The 16882-nt window shown below is 74.1% G+C and carries 19 protein-coding genes; 4 read left to right on the forward strand and 15 right to left on the reverse strand.

Annotated features, from left to right (window positions below; genetic code table 11):
* Positions 1–75 precede the first annotated feature (75 nt).
* Entirely contained in the window at positions 76–498 is a 423-nt protein-coding gene (locus C2L58_RS19190) for a DUF6292 family protein (RefSeq protein WP_103338955.1), read from the forward strand.
* On the opposite strand, the gene C2L58_RS19195 is transcribed toward C2L58_RS19190, so the two are convergent.
* The 5 genes from C2L58_RS19195 to C2L58_RS19215 form a co-directional block, all read right to left on the reverse strand.
* Positions 468–1451, reverse strand: a complete 984-nt coding sequence (locus C2L58_RS19195) for a MerR family transcriptional regulator (protein ID WP_103338956.1) — start codon at positions 1449–1451, stop codon at positions 468–470. The two genes, C2L58_RS19190 and C2L58_RS19195, sit on opposite strands and share 31 nt — an antisense overlap.
* Before the next feature lie 57 nt (positions 1452–1508).
* Positions 1509–1871, reverse strand: a complete 363-nt coding sequence (locus C2L58_RS19200) for a VOC family protein (protein WP_103338957.1) — start codon at positions 1869–1871, stop codon at positions 1509–1511.
* Entirely contained in the window at positions 1868–2296 is a 429-nt protein-coding gene (locus C2L58_RS19205; RefSeq protein WP_103338958.1) for a hypothetical protein, read from the reverse strand. The genes C2L58_RS19200 and C2L58_RS19205 overlap by 4 nt, the downstream gene beginning before the upstream one ends.
* Before the next feature lie 106 nt (positions 2297–2402).
* On the reverse strand, positions 2403–2846 hold the full coding sequence (locus C2L58_RS19210) for a DUF4383 domain-containing protein (protein ID WP_103338959.1): 444 nt from the start codon (positions 2844–2846) through the stop codon (positions 2403–2405).
* A 152-nt stretch (positions 2847–2998) separates the two neighbouring features.
* Positions 2999–3823: an SDR family oxidoreductase gene (locus C2L58_RS19215; protein WP_103338960.1), complete on the reverse strand. Its 825-nt coding sequence runs from the start codon at positions 3821–3823 to the stop codon at positions 2999–3001.
* A gap of 121 nt (positions 3824–3944) precedes the next feature.
* On the opposite strand from C2L58_RS19215, the gene C2L58_RS19220 reads away from it, so the two are divergent.
* Positions 3945–4133, forward strand: a complete 189-nt coding sequence (locus C2L58_RS19220; protein ID WP_103338961.1) for a DUF2795 domain-containing protein — start codon at positions 3945–3947, stop codon at positions 4131–4133.
* A 37-nt stretch (positions 4134–4170) separates the two neighbouring features.
* Here the strand turns inward: C2L58_RS19220 and C2L58_RS19225 are convergent, their stop codons facing one another.
* A complete protein-coding gene (locus tag C2L58_RS19225) occupies positions 4171–5214 on the reverse strand; it encodes a glycosyltransferase family 9 protein (protein ID WP_103338962.1) in 1044 nt (347 codons plus the stop codon).
* Positions 5211–6689 carry an HAD-IIIA family hydrolase gene (locus C2L58_RS19230; protein ID WP_103338963.1) on the reverse strand — a complete coding sequence of 493 codons (1479 nt, stop codon included), beginning with the start codon at positions 6687–6689 and terminating at the stop codon, positions 5211–5213. The genes C2L58_RS19225 and C2L58_RS19230 overlap by 4 nt, the downstream gene beginning before the upstream one ends.
* Before the next feature lie 90 nt (positions 6690–6779).
* On the opposite strand from C2L58_RS19230, the gene C2L58_RS19235 reads away from it, so the two are divergent.
* Positions 6780–8129, forward strand: a complete 1350-nt coding sequence (locus C2L58_RS19235) for an aldehyde dehydrogenase family protein (RefSeq protein ID WP_103339419.1) — start codon at positions 6780–6782, stop codon at positions 8127–8129.
* Between the two features lie 146 nt (positions 8130–8275).
* Complete coding sequence (locus C2L58_RS19240) at positions 8276–9394, forward strand: FUSC family protein (protein WP_103338964.1); 1119 nt, start codon at positions 8276–8278, stop codon at positions 9392–9394.
* A 3-nt stretch (positions 9395–9397) separates the two neighbouring features.
* Here C2L58_RS19240 and C2L58_RS19245 read toward each other — a convergent pair whose 3' ends face one another.
* The 8 genes from C2L58_RS19245 to C2L58_RS19280 all read right to left on the reverse strand — a co-directional run bounded on the left by C2L58_RS19245 (position 9398) and on the right by C2L58_RS19280 (position 16847).
* Positions 9398–9583 carry a hypothetical protein gene (locus tag C2L58_RS19245; RefSeq protein WP_103338965.1) on the reverse strand — a complete coding sequence of 62 codons (186 nt, stop codon included), beginning with the start codon at positions 9581–9583 and terminating at the stop codon, positions 9398–9400.
* A gap of 97 nt (positions 9584–9680) precedes the next feature.
* Entirely contained in the window at positions 9681–10286 is a 606-nt protein-coding gene (locus C2L58_RS19250) for a flavodoxin family protein (protein ID WP_103338966.1), read from the reverse strand.
* Positions 10283–11593, reverse strand: a complete 1311-nt coding sequence (locus C2L58_RS19255; RefSeq protein WP_103338967.1) for a UDP-glucose dehydrogenase family protein — start codon at positions 11591–11593, stop codon at positions 10283–10285. Before C2L58_RS19255 ends, C2L58_RS19250 begins: the two co-directional genes overlap by 4 nt.
* A complete protein-coding gene (locus C2L58_RS19260; RefSeq protein ID WP_103338968.1) occupies positions 11586–12536 on the reverse strand; it encodes a glycosyltransferase family 9 protein in 951 nt (316 codons plus the stop codon). Before C2L58_RS19260 ends, C2L58_RS19255 begins: the two co-directional genes overlap by 8 nt.
* Entirely contained in the window at positions 12527–13213 is a 687-nt protein-coding gene (locus C2L58_RS19265; protein ID WP_103338969.1) for an SDR family oxidoreductase, read from the reverse strand. Before C2L58_RS19265 ends, C2L58_RS19260 begins: the two co-directional genes overlap by 10 nt.
* A gap of 36 nt (positions 13214–13249) precedes the next feature.
* Positions 13250–14617: a PfkB family carbohydrate kinase gene (locus tag C2L58_RS19270; RefSeq protein ID WP_103338970.1), complete on the reverse strand. Its 1368-nt coding sequence runs from the start codon at positions 14615–14617 to the stop codon at positions 13250–13252.
* Complete coding sequence (locus C2L58_RS19275) at positions 14614–15174, reverse strand: D-sedoheptulose-7-phosphate isomerase (RefSeq protein WP_103338971.1); 561 nt, start codon at positions 15172–15174, stop codon at positions 14614–14616. The genes C2L58_RS19270 and C2L58_RS19275 overlap by 4 nt, the downstream gene beginning before the upstream one ends.
* On the reverse strand, positions 15174–16847 hold the full coding sequence (locus tag C2L58_RS19280; RefSeq protein WP_103338972.1) for a carbamoyltransferase family protein: 1674 nt from the start codon (positions 16845–16847) through the stop codon (positions 15174–15176). Before C2L58_RS19280 ends, C2L58_RS19275 begins: the two co-directional genes overlap by 1 nt.
* Positions 16848–16882 lie beyond the last annotated feature (35 nt).

The raw sequence follows: 16882 nt of genomic DNA on the forward strand, positions 1-16882 counted from the left end.
CGGGGAGCCCCGGATTGACCCTGTGGGTGACGGGGTATCACCCGATGGGGCACCGACCGAAGGGGCGGGAGCGGGATGAGCGAACGGGACGGGCTTGGCGCGGCAGCGCGCGGGCTGCGGCAGTATCTGCTGGCCGTCGCGGCCAAGCTGGACGCACCCGCTTGGTTCTGCGAGGTGGACGTCCCGGCCGGAGCGTACGTCGCACTGGAGCGGCGGCTCGCCCGGTTCCCGGCCCACGAGACGGCGCTGCTGTGGGACGAACGTGACGGCTGGGCCGCCGCGGTCGAGTCGTCGACCGGGGATGACGTCATCGTGCTGGCCTACTTGGGCGACGACGTGCTGCCGCCGCCGGAAGCCGTCGTGGAGTTCGTGGCGGGCTTGTACGGCGAGAAGTACCCCGGGCGCCCGGATCCCCCGGACTTCCGCAGACCCGGCACCGCGGACGGCTTCGAGGAGCGGTTGGCCGCCTACGCCGGCGACCCGGTCGGGCAAGCCTGACCCGGGCGGGCCGCGCGCCCGTCGAGCCGAGTGCGCAGTGCCCGGCCGAACCAGGTGAAGACCGGTTCCAGATCCGGCAGCGCGGGCCAGCCGTTGATGGCGGCCACCAGCTGCCAGTACCGCGTGACACGACGATCGCCGGCGACCTCGAGCCGTTCGAGGATCCACCACTTCAGCCGGTCGTCGTCGGCCTTGCCGAAAGTCTCGGCGTAGCGCGCGCCGAGCGTGGCGACGATGCCGGCGGCCGGCTCGGAGTCCGGGTCGATCCCTGCGGCCAGCGCCCGGCCGACTTCTTCGCGCACGGCCTCGGTCAACTCGTGGTGCAGGCCGGTCGTGTCCCCCTCGGCGCGCTGGGCCGCCTGGTATTCGGCCATCCGCCGGACGGCGGCCCGGAACCCGGTGTCCTGGACCAGCTCCACGAGTTCCATCCACGCCTCGACCTGTTCGGGCGTGGCGTCATCGGGCAGCTCCGGCATGCTCGAACGCAGCAGCTCCACCATGGCGGGATTGGCGTCGAAACCGCCGAAGGTGTCATCGATGAAGTCATGGATGAAGCGACGCCGTTCGGCGTCGGACAGGTTCACCAGTTTGTGCATCAGATCCATCTCCTGAGGGGTCGATCCCCGCTTCGCGACCGCGGCCAGCACGGCACGCCGCAGGCGCAGGGCCCGGATCTGCACGTCGAGCGCCGCCGCATGCGCCGCGGCAACCTCGGCCAGCGAGGTCTCATCGGCCAGCACGCGCCGGACGGTGGCCAGATCGACGTCCAAGGCACGGAGCGTGCGGACCAGTTCCAGGCGGGCCAGGGCAGCCATGTCGTACAGGCGGTAGCCAGCGGGGTTGTGGCAGGTCGCCGGAACGATCCCCTTGTCGGAGTAGAACCGGATCGTCTTGACGGACAGCCCGGTCCGCGCGGCCAGTGCCCCGATGGTGAGGAGGTTCTCGTCGTCCATGCCCCACAGCCTGCCGTCTCCCCTCGAGGGAGACTCAACGCGAAACCGGGGGCGGTTTCAGCGGGCCGGCAGCACGCAGAATTCGTTGCCTTCCGGATCAGCGAGCACGATCCACGGGTCGTCGTCCGGATCGTCGAGGACCTTCGCCCCGAGCATCACCAAGCGTTCGACCTCCGCCCGCTGGTCGCCCGCCACCGGTGCCAAGTCGAGGTGCAGCCGGTTCTTGACGGTCTTCTCCTCCGGCACCGGCTGGAACAACAGCGCCGGTCCGTCGTCGAAGTCGACCTGGCGGTAGGTGAGCCCATGGGAGTCGGTCCACGTGCGGGTTTTCCCACTGCCCAATGCCGCGGCCCAGAACTCGGCCAGCAGGTCCGGCTGACGGCAGTCGATCGCCACGGCCAGGATGCGGGCCGCCGTCACGAATCCGCCACTATCCGGTTGATGGCTTCGGCGACCAGGTCCGGTTCGGACACCGTCACCGTCAGTCCCGGGTGGCGGAGCAGTCCCCACGGGTCGATACCCCGGACGGGTTCCCGGAACCGGAGGCACACGCCGCCTTCCGTGGTCGTTCCGAAGGTCAGGCCGCGGTCGGCGAGCGAAAGCCGGACGCCGAAGACGCGGAGAGCGCGGTACGGGCCGGTCGCTTCCGCTCCGGCGAGGTTGCTCAGCGGCGTCTCGACCAGCCACGGCCCGAACCGGACGCGCAGGCCGGCGGCGTCCAGCTCCAGCCCGGCGCGCGCACCCAGAAGTCTGCGCACCCACGGGAATCCGACGGCGAAGTCCGCGTGCAGCCGGTAGTGCACGACGACGGCGGGCTCACCCACCACCGCCTCACTCGTGGTCATGTGCCGCCGCCCGACGGCGGGATGTCCGGTTCGCGGTGCATGGGAACCTCCTTGGCGCGGTGTTCTTCCCCGGCTACCCGGCCACCACGGGCCGAAACGACCGGGATCACCGCGAACGCGCGGCCGTCCGGTTGACCGCCCGCGCCGCGACGATGCCGAGCACCAGCGCGGCGGCCGCGGTCAGCCCGTGCAGCCAGTTGTCCGCCCAGTTCAGGTTGATCGGGTCCTCCGGGTTGACGAGCGCGGTGGCGAGGATGCCGTACGCGGTCATCCCGGTGAACCCGACGAACAGCACCCAGCAGTAGATGAGCGCCCCGCTGCGCCGGGTCGCGGCGAGCAGCCCGAGCACCCCGACCGCCGTGTGGACGAGGTTGAGCAGCGGGGTCACGCTGAAGATCCAGACCGTGCGGCCGGTCTCGTGGCCGACCGCGGCGGTTTCCGGGGTCAGGAACCCGGCGATGCCCAGCACGAGGTAGAGCAGCCCGAGGACGGCGACGACCGGGCGGAGCCAGGACGCTGCGGTCCGGGAGCGGATTTCGGCGGATGACATGGGGGTCTCCTTCCCTTCGCGGCCGGATACCCCGTCACGCGTGCGGAAAACGGACAAGTGGAAGGGGCCGGACGGCGGGCTGGGGGTTCCGCCGTCCGGCCCACGGCCGGGGCCCGCGCCGGTCCCTGCAGCCAGGACGCGGGCCCCTGGTCTCACGGGGAACGCCAGTCGTGATCGCGGTAAGCGGTCCCGTGCTGGGCGCCCATCAGCAGCAGGCCGCCGTCGACGACGAGCGACGTGCCGGTGATGTAGCCGGCCGCCGGGGTCGCCAGGAACGCGACCGCGGCCGCCACTTCGCCCGCGTGGCCGGGACGGCCCAGCGGGATGCCGGGCCGGTCCTGCTCGCGCGGGTCGGCGTCGGCCTGTCCCGTCATCGGCGTCGAGATTTCGCCCGGGGCCACGGAGTTCACGGTGATGCCGTGCTGGGCCAGCTCCAGGGCGAGCACCTGGGTCAGTGCGCCCGCACCGGCCTTCGCGGCGCAGTAGGGTGCGGCACCGACGCGGGGCACGTGCTCGTGGACGCTGGTGATCGTGATGATCCGGCCGCCGTGCCCGGCGTCGATCATGTGCCGGGCCGCGCGCTGCGAAAGCAGGAAGACGCCGTCGAGGTCGACGTCGAGGACCTGGCGCCACTTTTCGTAGTCGAGGTCCACGGCGAGTTGGCTGCTGCCCGTGCCGGAGCAGTTGACCAGGACGTCGATGCCGCCGAGGTCCTCGGCGAACGCGTCGACGACGTCGGCGGCGCCGGGCAGCTCGGTCAGGTCGAGCTTCCGGACGTGCGCGGTCACGCCGCGCGAACGGACCTCCGCGGCGGTTTCCTCCGCGCCGTCGGCGTCGGAGTGGTAGGTGATGCCGACGTCCAGGCCACCGCCGGCGAGGGCGACGGCAACCGCGCGGCCGATGCCGGAATCGGCACCGGTGACGACGGCACGCCGCGGCGAAGCGGCTTCGGCGGGTAGGGGCGCCGGGAGCGACACGGGCGGCTCCTTTCGTTCCCGGTCGGCTACCACCCCCGCCGGGGACTAAACGCGGCGGCCGGCGTGTGTCGGCCGGACGGCGGGGTAACCGCGCCGCTCCCGAACGGAAGGAAAAGTTCCCGTGAGCAAGCCGAACCCGATCGAACTGCAGAAGTACCTCTCCGGCGTCGACTACCCGGCGAAGCGGGCCGACCTGGTGCGGGCGGCCGAGAAGAACGGCGCCGACCCGGCCACGTTGGACGTCGTGCGCAGCCTGCCGGACCGGACCTACGAGGGGCCGAGCGGCGTGAGCAAGGAGATCGGCGGCTGACGTCGCCCGCGGCCCGGGCTGCGTGCCCGGGCCGCGCTCACCGCGCTACCTCGGCGGTCTCCGGAGCGACGGCGCCGGGCAGCGCCAGGGCCGTCACCGCGCGGCAGACGTCGGCGGGGTCGATCGTGTCGAGGCAGGGGTGGCCCGGCACCGGGCAGACGCGGGCGCGGGTGGCGCGGCAGGGGGCGTGCTGGTCGCCGAGCACCACCGTGGGCACACCGTAGGGCGCCCACCGCTCCTGCGGCACGACCGGGGCGAACAGCGAAACCACCGGGGTGCCCGCCGCCGCGGCGAGGTGCGCGGGGCCGGTGTTGGGCGCCACCACCACGCGGGCGCCGGACAGCACCGCCGCCAGCTCCGGCAGGGACGTCCGGCCGCCGAGGTCGACCGCCGACGTCCCGGCCACCTCACGGGTCAGCGCGCGCTCCGACGGCGCGCCCGTCACGAGCACCCGGTGCCCGTCGGCGGCCAGGGCCCGTACCGTTTCGCGGCTCCAGGCCGCCGATGGCTGGCGGGCGGGCACCGACGCCGCGGGGTGCACCACGACGTACGCGCCGCCGCCGGTCAACTGGGCGGTGTTCGGCAACGGGCGCCGCAGCGTCAGGGCGCCGTGGTCGTCCGGCGGCAGCGAAAACCCGGCCGCTTCGGCGAGCGACAGCATGCGGACGGGCTCCGGTGGATCGCCGTCGACGCGGTGGCGCAGGTCGAGCAGGCTGCCCGGGTAGTCCTCGGAGATCGCGCCGATCCACGGCACCCCGGCCTGCCGCAGCAGCAGCGCCAGCGGCAGCGGGGACTGGTGGAACGACGTCAGGACCAGCGCGCGGCCGAACGACTTCGACCGGATCAGCGAGACGAACGCACCGGTGTCCTCGGCGGTCACCGGCGGCGGGTCGGGGTCGATCCAGGGCGCGGTCCAGGTGAGCACCTCGGCCACGCCCGGCAGCAGTTCGCCGGCGGCGCGGCCGTGCGGTCCGGTCAACAGCGTGACCTGCGCCCCGGACGCCGCGACCGCGCGGATGCAGGGCCCGGCGAGCAGGACGTCCCCGAGGTTGTCCTGGCGGGCGACGAGCACCCGGGTCATCCGGCGACCCCGGCGACGCGCAGCGCCTCGGACAGGTCCCGGGCGACGGCGGCATCCCGGCGGGCCCGCGCGATCTCCGGTTCGAGCGTGCGGTGCGTCGGCACCAGCACCGCGCGGGCGCCGGCCGCCAGCGCGGCATCGACGTCGGCGCCGGTGTCGCCGATGACCACGCAGGAGGCGGGGTCGACGCCGAGCTCGACGGCGGCGCGCAACACCATGCCGGGCGCGGGTTTGCGGCACGCGCAGCCGTCGCCGTCGTCGTGGACGCAGACCTGCCAGGTGCCGAACGGGCCGAAGAGCTCCTGGACGCGGGCGTTCACCGCGTCGAGCTGCTCCCGCGTGATCAGTCCTTTCGCGACACCGGACTGGTTGCTCACCACCCCGACCGGGATGCCGCGCTCCCGCAGCCCCCGGACGAGCTCGACCGCGCCGGGCACCGGGCGGACGCCGTCCGGGTCGTTGAGGTAGGGGACGTCGACGATCAGCGTGTCGTCCCGGTCGAACAGCACCGCGACCTCGGGCCGGGGCCGCCGGGCCGCGATCTCCCCGCGCAGCCGGTGGTAGCACGCGGCGGGCGGGATCAGGGCGCTGGTGACGACCATGCGCGCCACTTCGCCGGGGGTGCGCGGGCCCGGCAGGATCCGGCGGGTGGCGAACTCCGCCGTCAGCCCGGCCCAGACCCCGGCCGCGAGCAGCGCCTTGCCGTGGTGGCGCAGCACCGGCAGCGCGAGCGCGGCCAGACCGGCCACTGTGGACAGTGCGTGCAGCCCGAGCCGGCCGTGCCCGGCGCCGGTGCGCTGCCGCCAGAGGACGCCGTGCTTGGCCCGCATCAGCGCGTTGTCGGCGTTGCCGCGCTGGGCTTTCAGGCTGGAGAAGAACCCGGCCCGCCGGGCCGGGTGCGTGGTCAGCCGTTCGCCCTGGTCGATCCGGTGCCCGGCTTCGGCGACCCGCAGCGCCAGGTCGGAGTCTTCGCGGAAGGCGCGTGGGAACCGCTCGTCGAAACCGCCCGCTTCGACGAGCGCGCGACGGCGGTAGGCCATGTCCGCGGTGATCCACCGGGCGTGCTCGAGGCCCGCGGTGCCGCGCTCGTCGTCCGTCGGCCGCCGGTCCGCCGGCAGCGGGACGGTGATGCGGCCCTGGGAGGCGGCCACGTCCGGCGGCAGCGAGCCGAGGTCGGCGGCGAGCTGCCGCGCCCAGTCCGGGGCGAGCACGACGTCGTCGTCGACGAACGCGATCCACTCGCTCTTCGCGGTGCGCCAGCCGAGGTTCCGCGCCGCCGCCGGCCCGCGCCCGCCGGAGCGCAGCACGCGGACGCCGCCGGGGACGTCGAGATCGGACCCGCCGGGGCGGTCGTCGACGACGAGGATTTCCGCCGGCCGCGGGTCGGGCCCGCCGAGAAGGGTTTCCAGGAGTGGCCGAAGCGTCTCGCGGCCCGTCGTGGGGATCACCACGGTGTAGTCGAGCGAAGCAGTCACCGGAACCGGATACCCGGGGCGGGGGTGATCAAACGGCGTGTCGAAGCCGCCGCGCGCGGGTATCCGGCAGGCGACGAGAAGGAGGTGCGGATGACCGCGGGGACGATCGAAATCCGGAACCCGGCCGACGGCAGCGTGGTGGGCACGGTGCCGGCCGCGGGCGAAGCCGAGATCGACGCGGCGCTCGCGCTGGCCCGCCGGACCCGGACGCAGTGGGCCCGGACGCCGGCCGCCGAACGCGGGGCGTTGCTGCACACCGCGGCGGAGCGGCTGCGGGCCCACGCCGACGAGCTGGCGAACACGAACGAAGCGGAGACCGGCAAGCCCCGGGACGAAGCCCGCGAAGGCGTCCTCGCCGGGGCGGGCACGTTGGCCCAGTACGCCGAGCTCGGGCCGGTCCACCGCGGCCGCAGCCTGCTCGGCGACGTCGGTGCGACGGATCTGATGGTGCCCGAGCCGCACGGCGTGGTCGTGGCGCTCACGCCGTGGAACGACCCGGTCGCGGTCGCCTGCGGGCTCTTGGGGGCGGCGCTGGTCACCGGGAACACGGTGGTGCACAAGCCGAGCGAGCGCGCCCCGCACACCGGGCAGCTGCTCGGCGATGTGCTCGGTGGCGTCTTCCCCGAGGGCGTGCTGCAGACCCTGCAGGGCGACGGCGGGGTCGGCGCGATCCTGGCGATGCGTGCCGACGTCGACGTCATCGCCCACGTCGGCAGCACGGCGACCGGCCGGTCGATCGCCGCGAGCGCGGCCGCGACGGGCGCGAAGACGTTGCTGGAGAACGGCGGCAACGACCCGCTGGTGATCGACGAGGACGTCGACCCGGCGTGGGCGGCCGGCCAGGCGGCGCTGGGATCGTTCGCCAACTCGGGCCAGATCTGCGTGGCGGTCGAGCGGATCTACGTGTGTGCGGCGATCGCCGAGCCGTTCCTTGCGGCACTGGTGAAGGAGGCCGAGTCGCGGACGCTGGCCCCGCTGGTCGACCGGCGGCACCGCGACCACGTGCATTCGCACGTCTCCGACGCGGTCGCCCGCGGCGCCCGGCTGCTGACGGGCGGGTCGGTCCCGGACGGTGCGGGAGCGCACTACCCGGCCACGGTCCTGACCGGCTGCGCGCCGGATCTGCGCGTGATGACGGAAGAGACGTTCGGCCCGGTGGCGCCGGTCCGGGTGGTGGAGAGTTTCGACCAGGGCCTGGCCGAAGCGGCCACGGGCGACTACGGACTGGCGGCGACGGTGCTGACGGCCTCGATGGCCCACGCGCAGCGAGCGTGGCGCGAGCTGCCGGCGGGCACGGTCAAGGTGAACAACGTGTTCGGCGGCGCCCCGGGCGGAGCGGCGCACCCGCGTGGCCGCAGCGGCAACGGGTACGGCTACGGGCCGGAGCTGCTCGACGAGATGACCCAGACGAAGCTCGTGCACATCGCCCCGCCCGCATGACCGGACAGAGGGAAAGACCGGGCGAGGACCGGCTGGGGGAGGGGGAACGGCACGATCGGGTTTCCGGTGGCCGGGATGAGCGAAGCAGCGATTCCTCGCCGGAGGGGCAGCGGCACGCCCGCACCCCGGCGCGCCGGTTCGCTCGCATGCTCCGCCCGCCGAGCGCCGAAAACTCCTCATCGGACGAAGAACGCCACGACCGGACCCCCGTCAGCTGGATCGCCCGCGCTGTCCGCGTCCCCGGCCGCGAACGCCGGATCCTCGTCCAGAGCGCCAAAGCCACCCTCGCCGCGACCGCGGCCTGGCTGCTGGCCACCCTCGTCCTCCGGCTGCCGCAACCCTTTCTCGCTCCGTACGCGGCCGTTTTCCTCGTCGAAGCCACCGTCTACCGGTCGCTGCGGGGGTGGCTCCAGCAGGTCGGCTCGGTCGCGTCCGGTGTCGTCCTCGCCGCCGTTGCGGGCCAGTTCATCCCGTGGCAGGCCGTCGCCCTCGCCACCGTGGTCTTCCTGGGCCTGCTCGCCGGGAGCTGGCGGCGGTTCGGCGACTCCGGCGTCTGGGTCGGCGTCACCGGCATGCTCGTGATCTCCTACGGCACCGCCCGCGAACCCGTCCTGCTCGGCGACCGCCTGCTCGAAACGGCGCTGGGCGCGGCCATCGGCGTCGCGGTCAACACCCTGATCTTCCCGCCCCTCTACGGCGAACGGCTGGCGGCGGCGGCCGGGCGGCTCGGGAAAGCGCTGGCCGACCTCCTGGAGTCGCTGTCCGACCTGATCCGCCGGGACGAGCCGCCGGAAGACCTCGACGGCCTGCTGTCCCACGAGCAGGACACGCGCAGCCAGGTGCTGGCCGCCGAAGAGGCCGTCGGCCTGACGCGGGAAGGGCGGATGCTGAACCTGCGCCGCGCGCGGCCCTCCGCCGGGACGCGCCACGAGCGTCCCCTTCGGACACTCATCGGGCTCTGGCCCGCGGTGTCGCAGCTGCTCGCCGCGGTGCGCACGACGGCGGGCCGGCGGGAGCACCCGTTCGAGTACCCCTGGCCGGACGCGCGCGAGTTGCTGGCCGACCTGATGCACCACCTGGCCGGCGTCGTGCAGTCGGTGGCGACGGCCGGGGAACCGGTCGAGCTGGACGAAGGCCGCGCCCTGCTCGAAAAGCTCGAGAAGCGCCTGGTGACGGCGGAAGAAGACGGCGTCCCGGCCCGGCTGGGCCTGGGGACACTGACGCTGCCCGCGCGGCTGCTCCTCGAACAGCTGGAGAGACGCTGAACGCTACTGGACCGCGACCGCTTCGGCTTCGGCTTCGGACCGGTGCCGGCGGCAGGCCGTGCACACCATCGTCTGGCCCAGCAGCGTGCCGTCACCGGACAGCAGCCGCGCGACGTGCAACGTGGGCAGGCCGCACTCTTCGCAAGGGATCGGTTTGCTGTCGCGGCTGATCATGACACGGTTCGGCATGGTGGAGCCCCCTGACGCGGATGGACGATCTCAGGGGGTTACCCACGTGGCCTGCGCCACACTCGTCCGGCCCAGTGATGTCACTCGAATGGAGTAATCACTTGACCGGGTACTGCTGCTCGCGCAGCACCGTGGCCAGGTGGACGGCGTTGCGCACCAGGGTCGCGTTCGTCGAGGCCACGGCCTCCGGGGTCTCCTCGAGGTCCTGGTAGTCGCCGCCCTGCATGGCTTCGCCGTTCCAGTAGGTCGCGCCCTGGGCCGGCACGGTGAAACCGACGTCGTTCAGCGCCTGGAACAGGTCCGCGATGATCTTGTGGGCGCCGTCCTCGTTGCCGACGACCGCGGCCACCCCGACCTTGCCGAACATCGCCGGCCGGCCCTCGTCGTCCGTTTCGGACAGCTCCGCGTCGAGGCGCTCCAGGACCCGCTGCGCCACGCTCGACATGTGGCCGACCCACGTCGGGGTGGCGATCAGCAGGACGTCCGCGGCGGCGATCTTCCGCCGGATATCGGGCCATTCGTCGCCCTCGCCCATGTCAGCCTCGACGCCCGGGCGGACGTCGTGGTCGACCACGCGGACCAGCTCGCCGGTCGCCCCGCGTTCGGCGAAGAGGTCGAGCAGCTGCCGCGCGATGAGGTCGCTGCTCGACTTCGCCGGCGACGGCTTGAGCGTGCAGGTCAGCGCGAGGACGCGCAGGGTCATGACTGCCTCCTGGGATGGGTGCCGACGCCGATGTGGGCGAATCCGGCCTCGGCGAGGACATCGGGATCGAGCAGGTTGCGGGTGTCGACGACGACCGCCCGGTCGGCCGCGGCGGCCAGCCGGGCCCAGTCGAGGTCCCGGAACTCGGGCCACTCGGTGAGCACGACGAGCGCCGCGGCGGCCTTGGCCACCAGGTACGGGTCGTCGACGACCTGGACCGCCTCGGTGTCGGGCACGGACCTGACGGCCGGGTCGTGCGCGGTCAGCTCGGCGCCCGCGCGGGCGAGTTCGGCCGCCACGCCGAGGGCGGGGGAGTCGCGCAGGTCGCCGGTACCCGCCTTGAACGCCAGGCCCAGCAGGCCGATGCGGGCTCCGGCGAGGGACCCGGCGGGAGTACCCGTCACGGCCTGCCGCACGGCCCGCACCACCCGGGCGCGCTGCCGGGCGTTGACGCGGACCGCGTCGCGCAGGATGCCGAAGTCGACGCCCGCCGCCTCGGCCGCGTGCAGCAGGGCCTTGGTGTCCTTCGGCAGGCACGAGCCACCCCAGCCGGGGCCGGGGGCGAGGAACTCCGGGCCGATCCGCGCGTCGAGGCCCATGGTGCGCGAGACCTCGCGGACGTCCGCGCCGAACCGCTCGCACAGCTCGGCCAGGACGTTCACGTAGGACAGCTTGACGGCGAGGAACGCGTTGCTCGCGTACTTCGCGAGCTCGGCGCTGGCCGAGTCGGTCGCCACCACCGGGGCGCCGGTCGGCTCGTACAGCCGGGCGACCCGCCGGGCCGCCGGCGAGTCCGCCGGGTCGGTGCCGACGACGACCCGGTCCGGGTGCAGGAAGTCGTCGACGGCGTGCCCTTCGCGGAGGAACTCGGGATTGGCCACGACCGGCAGGTCGTCGCGGCCCAGCAGGCGGGGCAGCCGCGCCGCGGTGCCGACCGGGACGGTCGACTTGGTGACCACCACGCAGCCGGGCCGCAGCAGCCGCCCGAGCTGCGGCACGACGTGTTCGAGCACGCCGAGGTCGGGGCGGCCGTCCTCGGCGGGCGGCGTGGGCAGGCACAGGAAGACGAGGTCCGTGCCGTACAGCTCCGCCTGGGCGGTGGTGAAGCTCAGCGTCCGGTCGGCGAGGCCCTGGCCGACCAGCTCGGCCAGGCCGGGTTCGGCGATGGCCACCACGCCCCGGCCCAGTTCGTCCACTTTGGACTCGTCGGCGTCGACGCAGGTGACCCGGTGCCCGAGCCGCGCGAAGCACGCGGCACTCGTCAGCCCGACGTAGCCCGCGCCGACGATCCCGATGTGCTCAGCCATGCGCCACCCTCGCTTCGAGGGCCGCCCGCGTCGCCGCGAGCACGCGCTCTTCGCCGAGCAGCAGCAAGCCGTCGTCGGGTTCTTCGCCGTGCGGGTCGCCGACGTTGCCGGCCCAGAGCACGACGTGCTGCCGCGCGGACGGCGGCGGGCCCCACAGCCGGGGCGGGGTCGGGCCGAACAGCAGCACCGACGGCGTGCCGAACGCCGTCGCGAGGTGCCCGACACCGGTGTCGCCGCAGACCACGAGCGCCGCCCCGGCCACCAGCGCGGCCAGTTCCGCCAGGCCGGTGCGCCCGGCCAGCACGGCGTCCTCGCCGAGCCCGGCCGCCGCGGCGATCGAAACCGCCAGGTCGCGTTCGGCGGCGCTGCCGGTGAGCACGACGCGGTGCCCGCGCGCGGCGAGGTCCCGCACGACGGCCGCGAACCGCCCGGGCGGCCAGCGCCGGGCCGGGAACGCCGCGCCCGGGTGCACCACGACGGCGTCCGGGGCCGGGCCCGGGCCCGGCGGCACGGGCAGGGCCAGCGCCGACCGGTCCGCCGCCAGGTGGTGGTATTCGACGAGCCGGCACCAGCGGTCGACCTCGTGCAGGTCGTCGCGCCACTGAAGGCCGGGTACGTCGGGGAAGTCGGGGTGGCGGTGGGTCAGCAGCTCGGCCGGGTCGGCGGCCATGAGGTCGTGGATGCTCTCCGGGCCGCTGCCGTGCAGGTTGACGGCGAGCCGTGGCGGCGGGCCCGGCCAGGCGAGCTCGCCGAGCTTCGGGGTCGGCAGCAGCTCGTCGACCGCGTCGATCAGCTCCACCAGGTCCCGCAGGCTTTCCGGCGCGGCCAGCACCAGCCGGTCGCCGGGATACGCCGCCCGCAGGGCGCGCAACGCGGGCACCGCCGTCAGCAGGTCCCCGACGCCGAGCGCGCGCAGCACGAGGACCGCGGCACTCACGGCCACGACCCCTCCTCCGACGCGCACACGACCATCTCGCGGACTTCGGCGCCGGGCGGCTGCTGCAGCGCGAAGACGACGGTGTTCGCGACGTGCTCGGGCTGGTTGAGCTTGGCGTCCGGCGGCGGCTTGTACTGGTCGGTGCGGTCGTCGAAGAAGTGCGTCCACATCCCGCCCGGGATGAGCAGCGTGACGCCGACGCGCCCGGCGAGCTCGGCGGCGAGCGCCCGGGTGAAGCCGACGACGCCGAACTTCGAGGCGCAGTAGGCGGTCGCGTCGCTCACCGCCTTGATGCCCAGGGTGGAGGCGACGGTGACGACCGTGCCGTGCGAACGTTCCAGGTACGGGAGCGCGGCGCGGATCACCGCGGCCGTGCCGAACAGGTTCACCTTGACGACCCGCTCCCAGGCTTCGGTGGGCACTTCGCCGAGCCGGCCGCAGGCATCGGTGCCGGCCGCGGTGAAGACACCGTCCAGGCCGCCCGCGCGCTCGGCCAGCTCGCGCACCGCGGCCTCGGTCGCGGCGGTGTCGGTCAGGTCGGCTTCGACGTATTCGGCCGGGTCGTCCGGGCGGACCCGGTCGAGGACGTACGGGGTGCCACCGGCCTTGCGGACGGCGTCGACGGTGGCGGCACCGAGGCCGGACGCGCCACCGGTGATCAGGACGTTGCCGAGGGGTCGCATCGCTCTCCTTCGCGGGCAGAGGATCGGGCGCTGGGATCAGGCACTGGCCGCCGCGGCGACCAGCCGGGAGGTCGAGTAGCCGGGCACGGTCGGGACGAGCACGACTTCGCCGCCGTGCCGTTCGACCACTTCGCGTTCGGGCAGGTCCGCTTCGGCGTAGTCGCCGCCCTTCACCCAGACGTCCGGGCGCAGCTTCTCCAGGACGGCGGTGGGCGACGGCTCGTCGAAGACGGCGACGGCGTCCACAAAGGACAAAGCGTTGAGGAGCCGGGCGCGGTCGCGGTCGTGGACCAGCGGGCGGCCGGGACCCTTGAGACCCCGCACCGACGCGTCGGAATTGAGGCAGACGACGAGGGCGTCGCCGAGGGCGCGCGCCTGCCGCAGCAGGCTCACGTGCCCGGGGTGCAGCAGGTCGAAGCAGCCGCCGGTGGCGATCAGCCGGCCGCCGGTGCCGCGGATCCGCTCGGCGAGGCCGAAGGCGTCGGTCGCCGGCTGCGGGTCGGGCACCGGGCCGTCGTCCGTGGACAGCGCGGTCGTGCCGCCGGCGGCGACGAACCGGGCGGCCGCCTCGACCGCCGTCACCACGGCTTCGGTCGTGTCAGCGCCGCCGAGCAATGCGGCGGCGGCCGCGGCGGCGAATCGGTCGCCCGCACCGCACGTGTCGGGCGCGGTGTGGCCCGGCAACCGCGCGGCGGCGGGGATCGGGACGGTCGTTTCGCCGAGGCCGTCGGCCAGCACCGCACCGCGGGCCCCGGTGGTCACCGCGACCGCGTCGGCGTGCCAGTGGCCGCGCAGCAGCTTGGCGAGCTCGGCCGGCTCCTCGTGCCCGGCGAGCACCGCACGCGCCTCGGCGAGGTTCGGGGTGACCAGCCGCGCGCCGGGCACCGGCTGGGCGCCGCGGGGGTGCGGGTCCCAGACCACCGGGATCCGCTCGGCCAGCTCCCGCAGCAGCCGCCGGACGTCCGGGTTGCGCGTCAGGCCGCGGCCGTAGTCGGCCACGAGGATCGCGCCGGCCTCGGCCAGGACGTCGTGCACCCGGGCGGGCAGCGGGTCGGCGGTCGCCGTGCCGTCGCCGGAATCCAGGCGCAGCAACGACTGCCCGCCCGCGCGGATCCGGGTCTTGCACACCGTCGTGCCGCGCAGCGGCAGCGGCAGCACGGTGACGTCCGGTTCCAGCAGCCCGGTGAGCGCGTGGCCGCCTTCGTCGTCGCCGAGCGGCGTGACCAGCACGACCTCGGCCGCCGAGCGGGCGGCCAGCAGCGCGGCCAGGCCGGCCCCGCCGGGGCGGCGGCGCCGGGCCGTCAGGTCGACCACCGGCACCGGCGCCTCCGGGCACAGCCGCTCGGCGGTGCCTTCGGCGTCGACGTCCAGCAGCGTGTCGCCGAGGACGACCAGCGGCTTCACGCGGTGACCCCGAGCGCGTCGTCGAGCGCCGCGCACAGGCCGTGCACCAGCGCCAAGTGCATTTCCTGCACGGTCGCGACGGTCGGCGCTTCGACCGTCACCGCGTCGTCGCACAGGGCGGCGAGGGGGTTGGGGGCCGGCCCGGTCAGCGCCCACGTCGTCACGCCCAGTTCCTGCGCCGCCTTCGCGGCGGCGACGACGTTCTGGCTGCCACCGCTGGTGGACAGGCACACCAGGACGTCACCCGGCCGCCCGTGCGCCTGCACCTGGCGGGCGAAGACCTCGTGGTCGCCGTAGTCGTTGACGATCGCCGTGGTCGCGGACGTGTCCGCGTGCAGCGCGATGGCCGACAGGGGACGGCGTTCGTGGCGGAACCGGCCGACGAGCTCGCCGGTCAGGTGCTGGGCCTCGGCCGCGCTGCCGCCGTTGCCGCAGGCGAGCAGCTTGCCGCCGGCCTCGAACACGCCGGCGAGGTGCCGGCCCCACGCGGTTATCTTGGGGGCGGACTGGCGGGCCCGGCCGGCGGCTTCGGCCAGCGCGGCGAGATGTTCCTCCATCACGGCACCTCCTTCTCCTCCGGCGACGCCGCGCCGGTCCGAGTGGGTCGGGGACGCCGGAGCACGAACGGCCCCAGCGCGAGCAGGTCGATCGGGGCCGAGCCGAAGCACTCCAGCGCGTCCCGGGGCGAGTCGACCATCGGGCGGCCCGCGGTGTTGAGACTGGTGTTGATCACGACCGGCAGGCCGGTCCGGCGCTCGAACCCGGCCAGCATCCGGGCCAGCACCGGGTTTTCGCGTTCTTCGACGGTCTGCACCCGGGCCGTGCCGTCCACGTGGGTGACGGCCGGGATGCGGTCGCGCCATTCTTCGGCGACGTCGTGCACGAAGAGCATGTAGGGGCTGGGCAGCGGGCCGCGGGTGAAGATCTCGGCCGCCCGCTCGGCGCGCACCATCGGCGCCACCGGGCGGAACTGCTCGCGGCCCTTGACGTCGTTGAGCCGCTCGAGGTTCTCCTTGCGACCCGGGTGGGCCAGCAGCGACCGGTGCCCGAGCGCCCGCGGGCCGAACTCGGCACGGCCCTGGAACCAGGCGATCACCTCGTCGTTCGCCAGCGCTTCGGCGACGGTCTCGGCGAGGTCGTCGGGCCGTTCGTAGGGCAGCTTCGCCTTGATCAGGATCTCTTCGAGCTCTTCGTCGGTCCACCCTCGACCGAGCCCCGCGTCTCCCATGGATGTGCGGGGCTCCCCGGCTTCGGCGGCGAGCTGCAGTGCGGCGCCGAGTGCGGTTCCCGCGTCCCCGGCGGCGGGCTGCACCCAGATCCGGTCGAACGGGCCTTCCGCGTGCAGCCGGCTGTTGGCGACGCAGTTGAGCGCGATCCCGCCCGCCATCGCCAGGTCGCGCTGGCCGGTGGCCTCGTGCAGCCAGTCCGCCAGCTCCAGCACGATGTCTTCGAGGACTTTCTGGACACTCGCGGCGAGATCGGCGTGCCGGCGGCTCAGTTCCTCGCCGGCTTCGCGGCGCGGGGCCAGCGAGGCCAGGTCAACGCCGGAGGCGTGGAAGCCGCCGTCGCCGGTGACGTGGACGTGCTCGCAGAGTTCGTCGAGGAATGCCGGCTTGCCGTAGGAAGCGAGCGCCATGACCTTGTACTCGTCGCTGGATCGCGCGAAGCCCAGGTGCTCGGTGAGGTCTTCGTAGAGCAGGCCGAGCGAGTGCGGCAGCTTCTGGGCCGCCAGCTCCTTGAACCGCCCGTCGCGGTATTCACCGGCCAGGTAGGACGTGCTCTCGCCGCGGCCGTCGGCGACGAGCACGGCGCAGTCGCCGAACGGCGCGGCGAGCGCGGCCGACGCGGCGTGCGCGACGTGGTGCCGGACGAACTTGACGATGCCCGGGTCGAGTCCGGGCAACGCGGACTTCAGGAAGAGGGGCGCCCGCTTCGCGAACTCCGTCCGCAGCTCCTCCCCGCTCGGGTCGTGCCCGGCCAGGCCCGGCTCGACGAGCGCGGGGTCGTAGGAGTATCCGACGGCGTCGAGGTCTTTCGCGGACAGTCCCGCCTGGGCCAGGCACCAGGCGGCGGCCTGGGCGGGCTGTTCCCACGTGGAGAACGGCACCGCCTGCTTGCCGTGCTTGCGGCGGCTGAACCGCTCTTCCTCCGCCGCGGCGACGATCTCCCCGTCCACCACGAGCGCGGCGGCCGGGTCGTGGAAGACGGCATTGATCCCGAGTATGCGCATCGACCTGCCTCTGGCGTTTCGGTGCGGACTCGTGG

The sequence above is a fragment of the Amycolatopsis sp. CA-126428 genome (assembly GCF_002904335.1).
Classification (GTDB): Bacteria; Actinomycetota; Actinomycetes; order Mycobacteriales; family Pseudonocardiaceae; genus Amycolatopsis.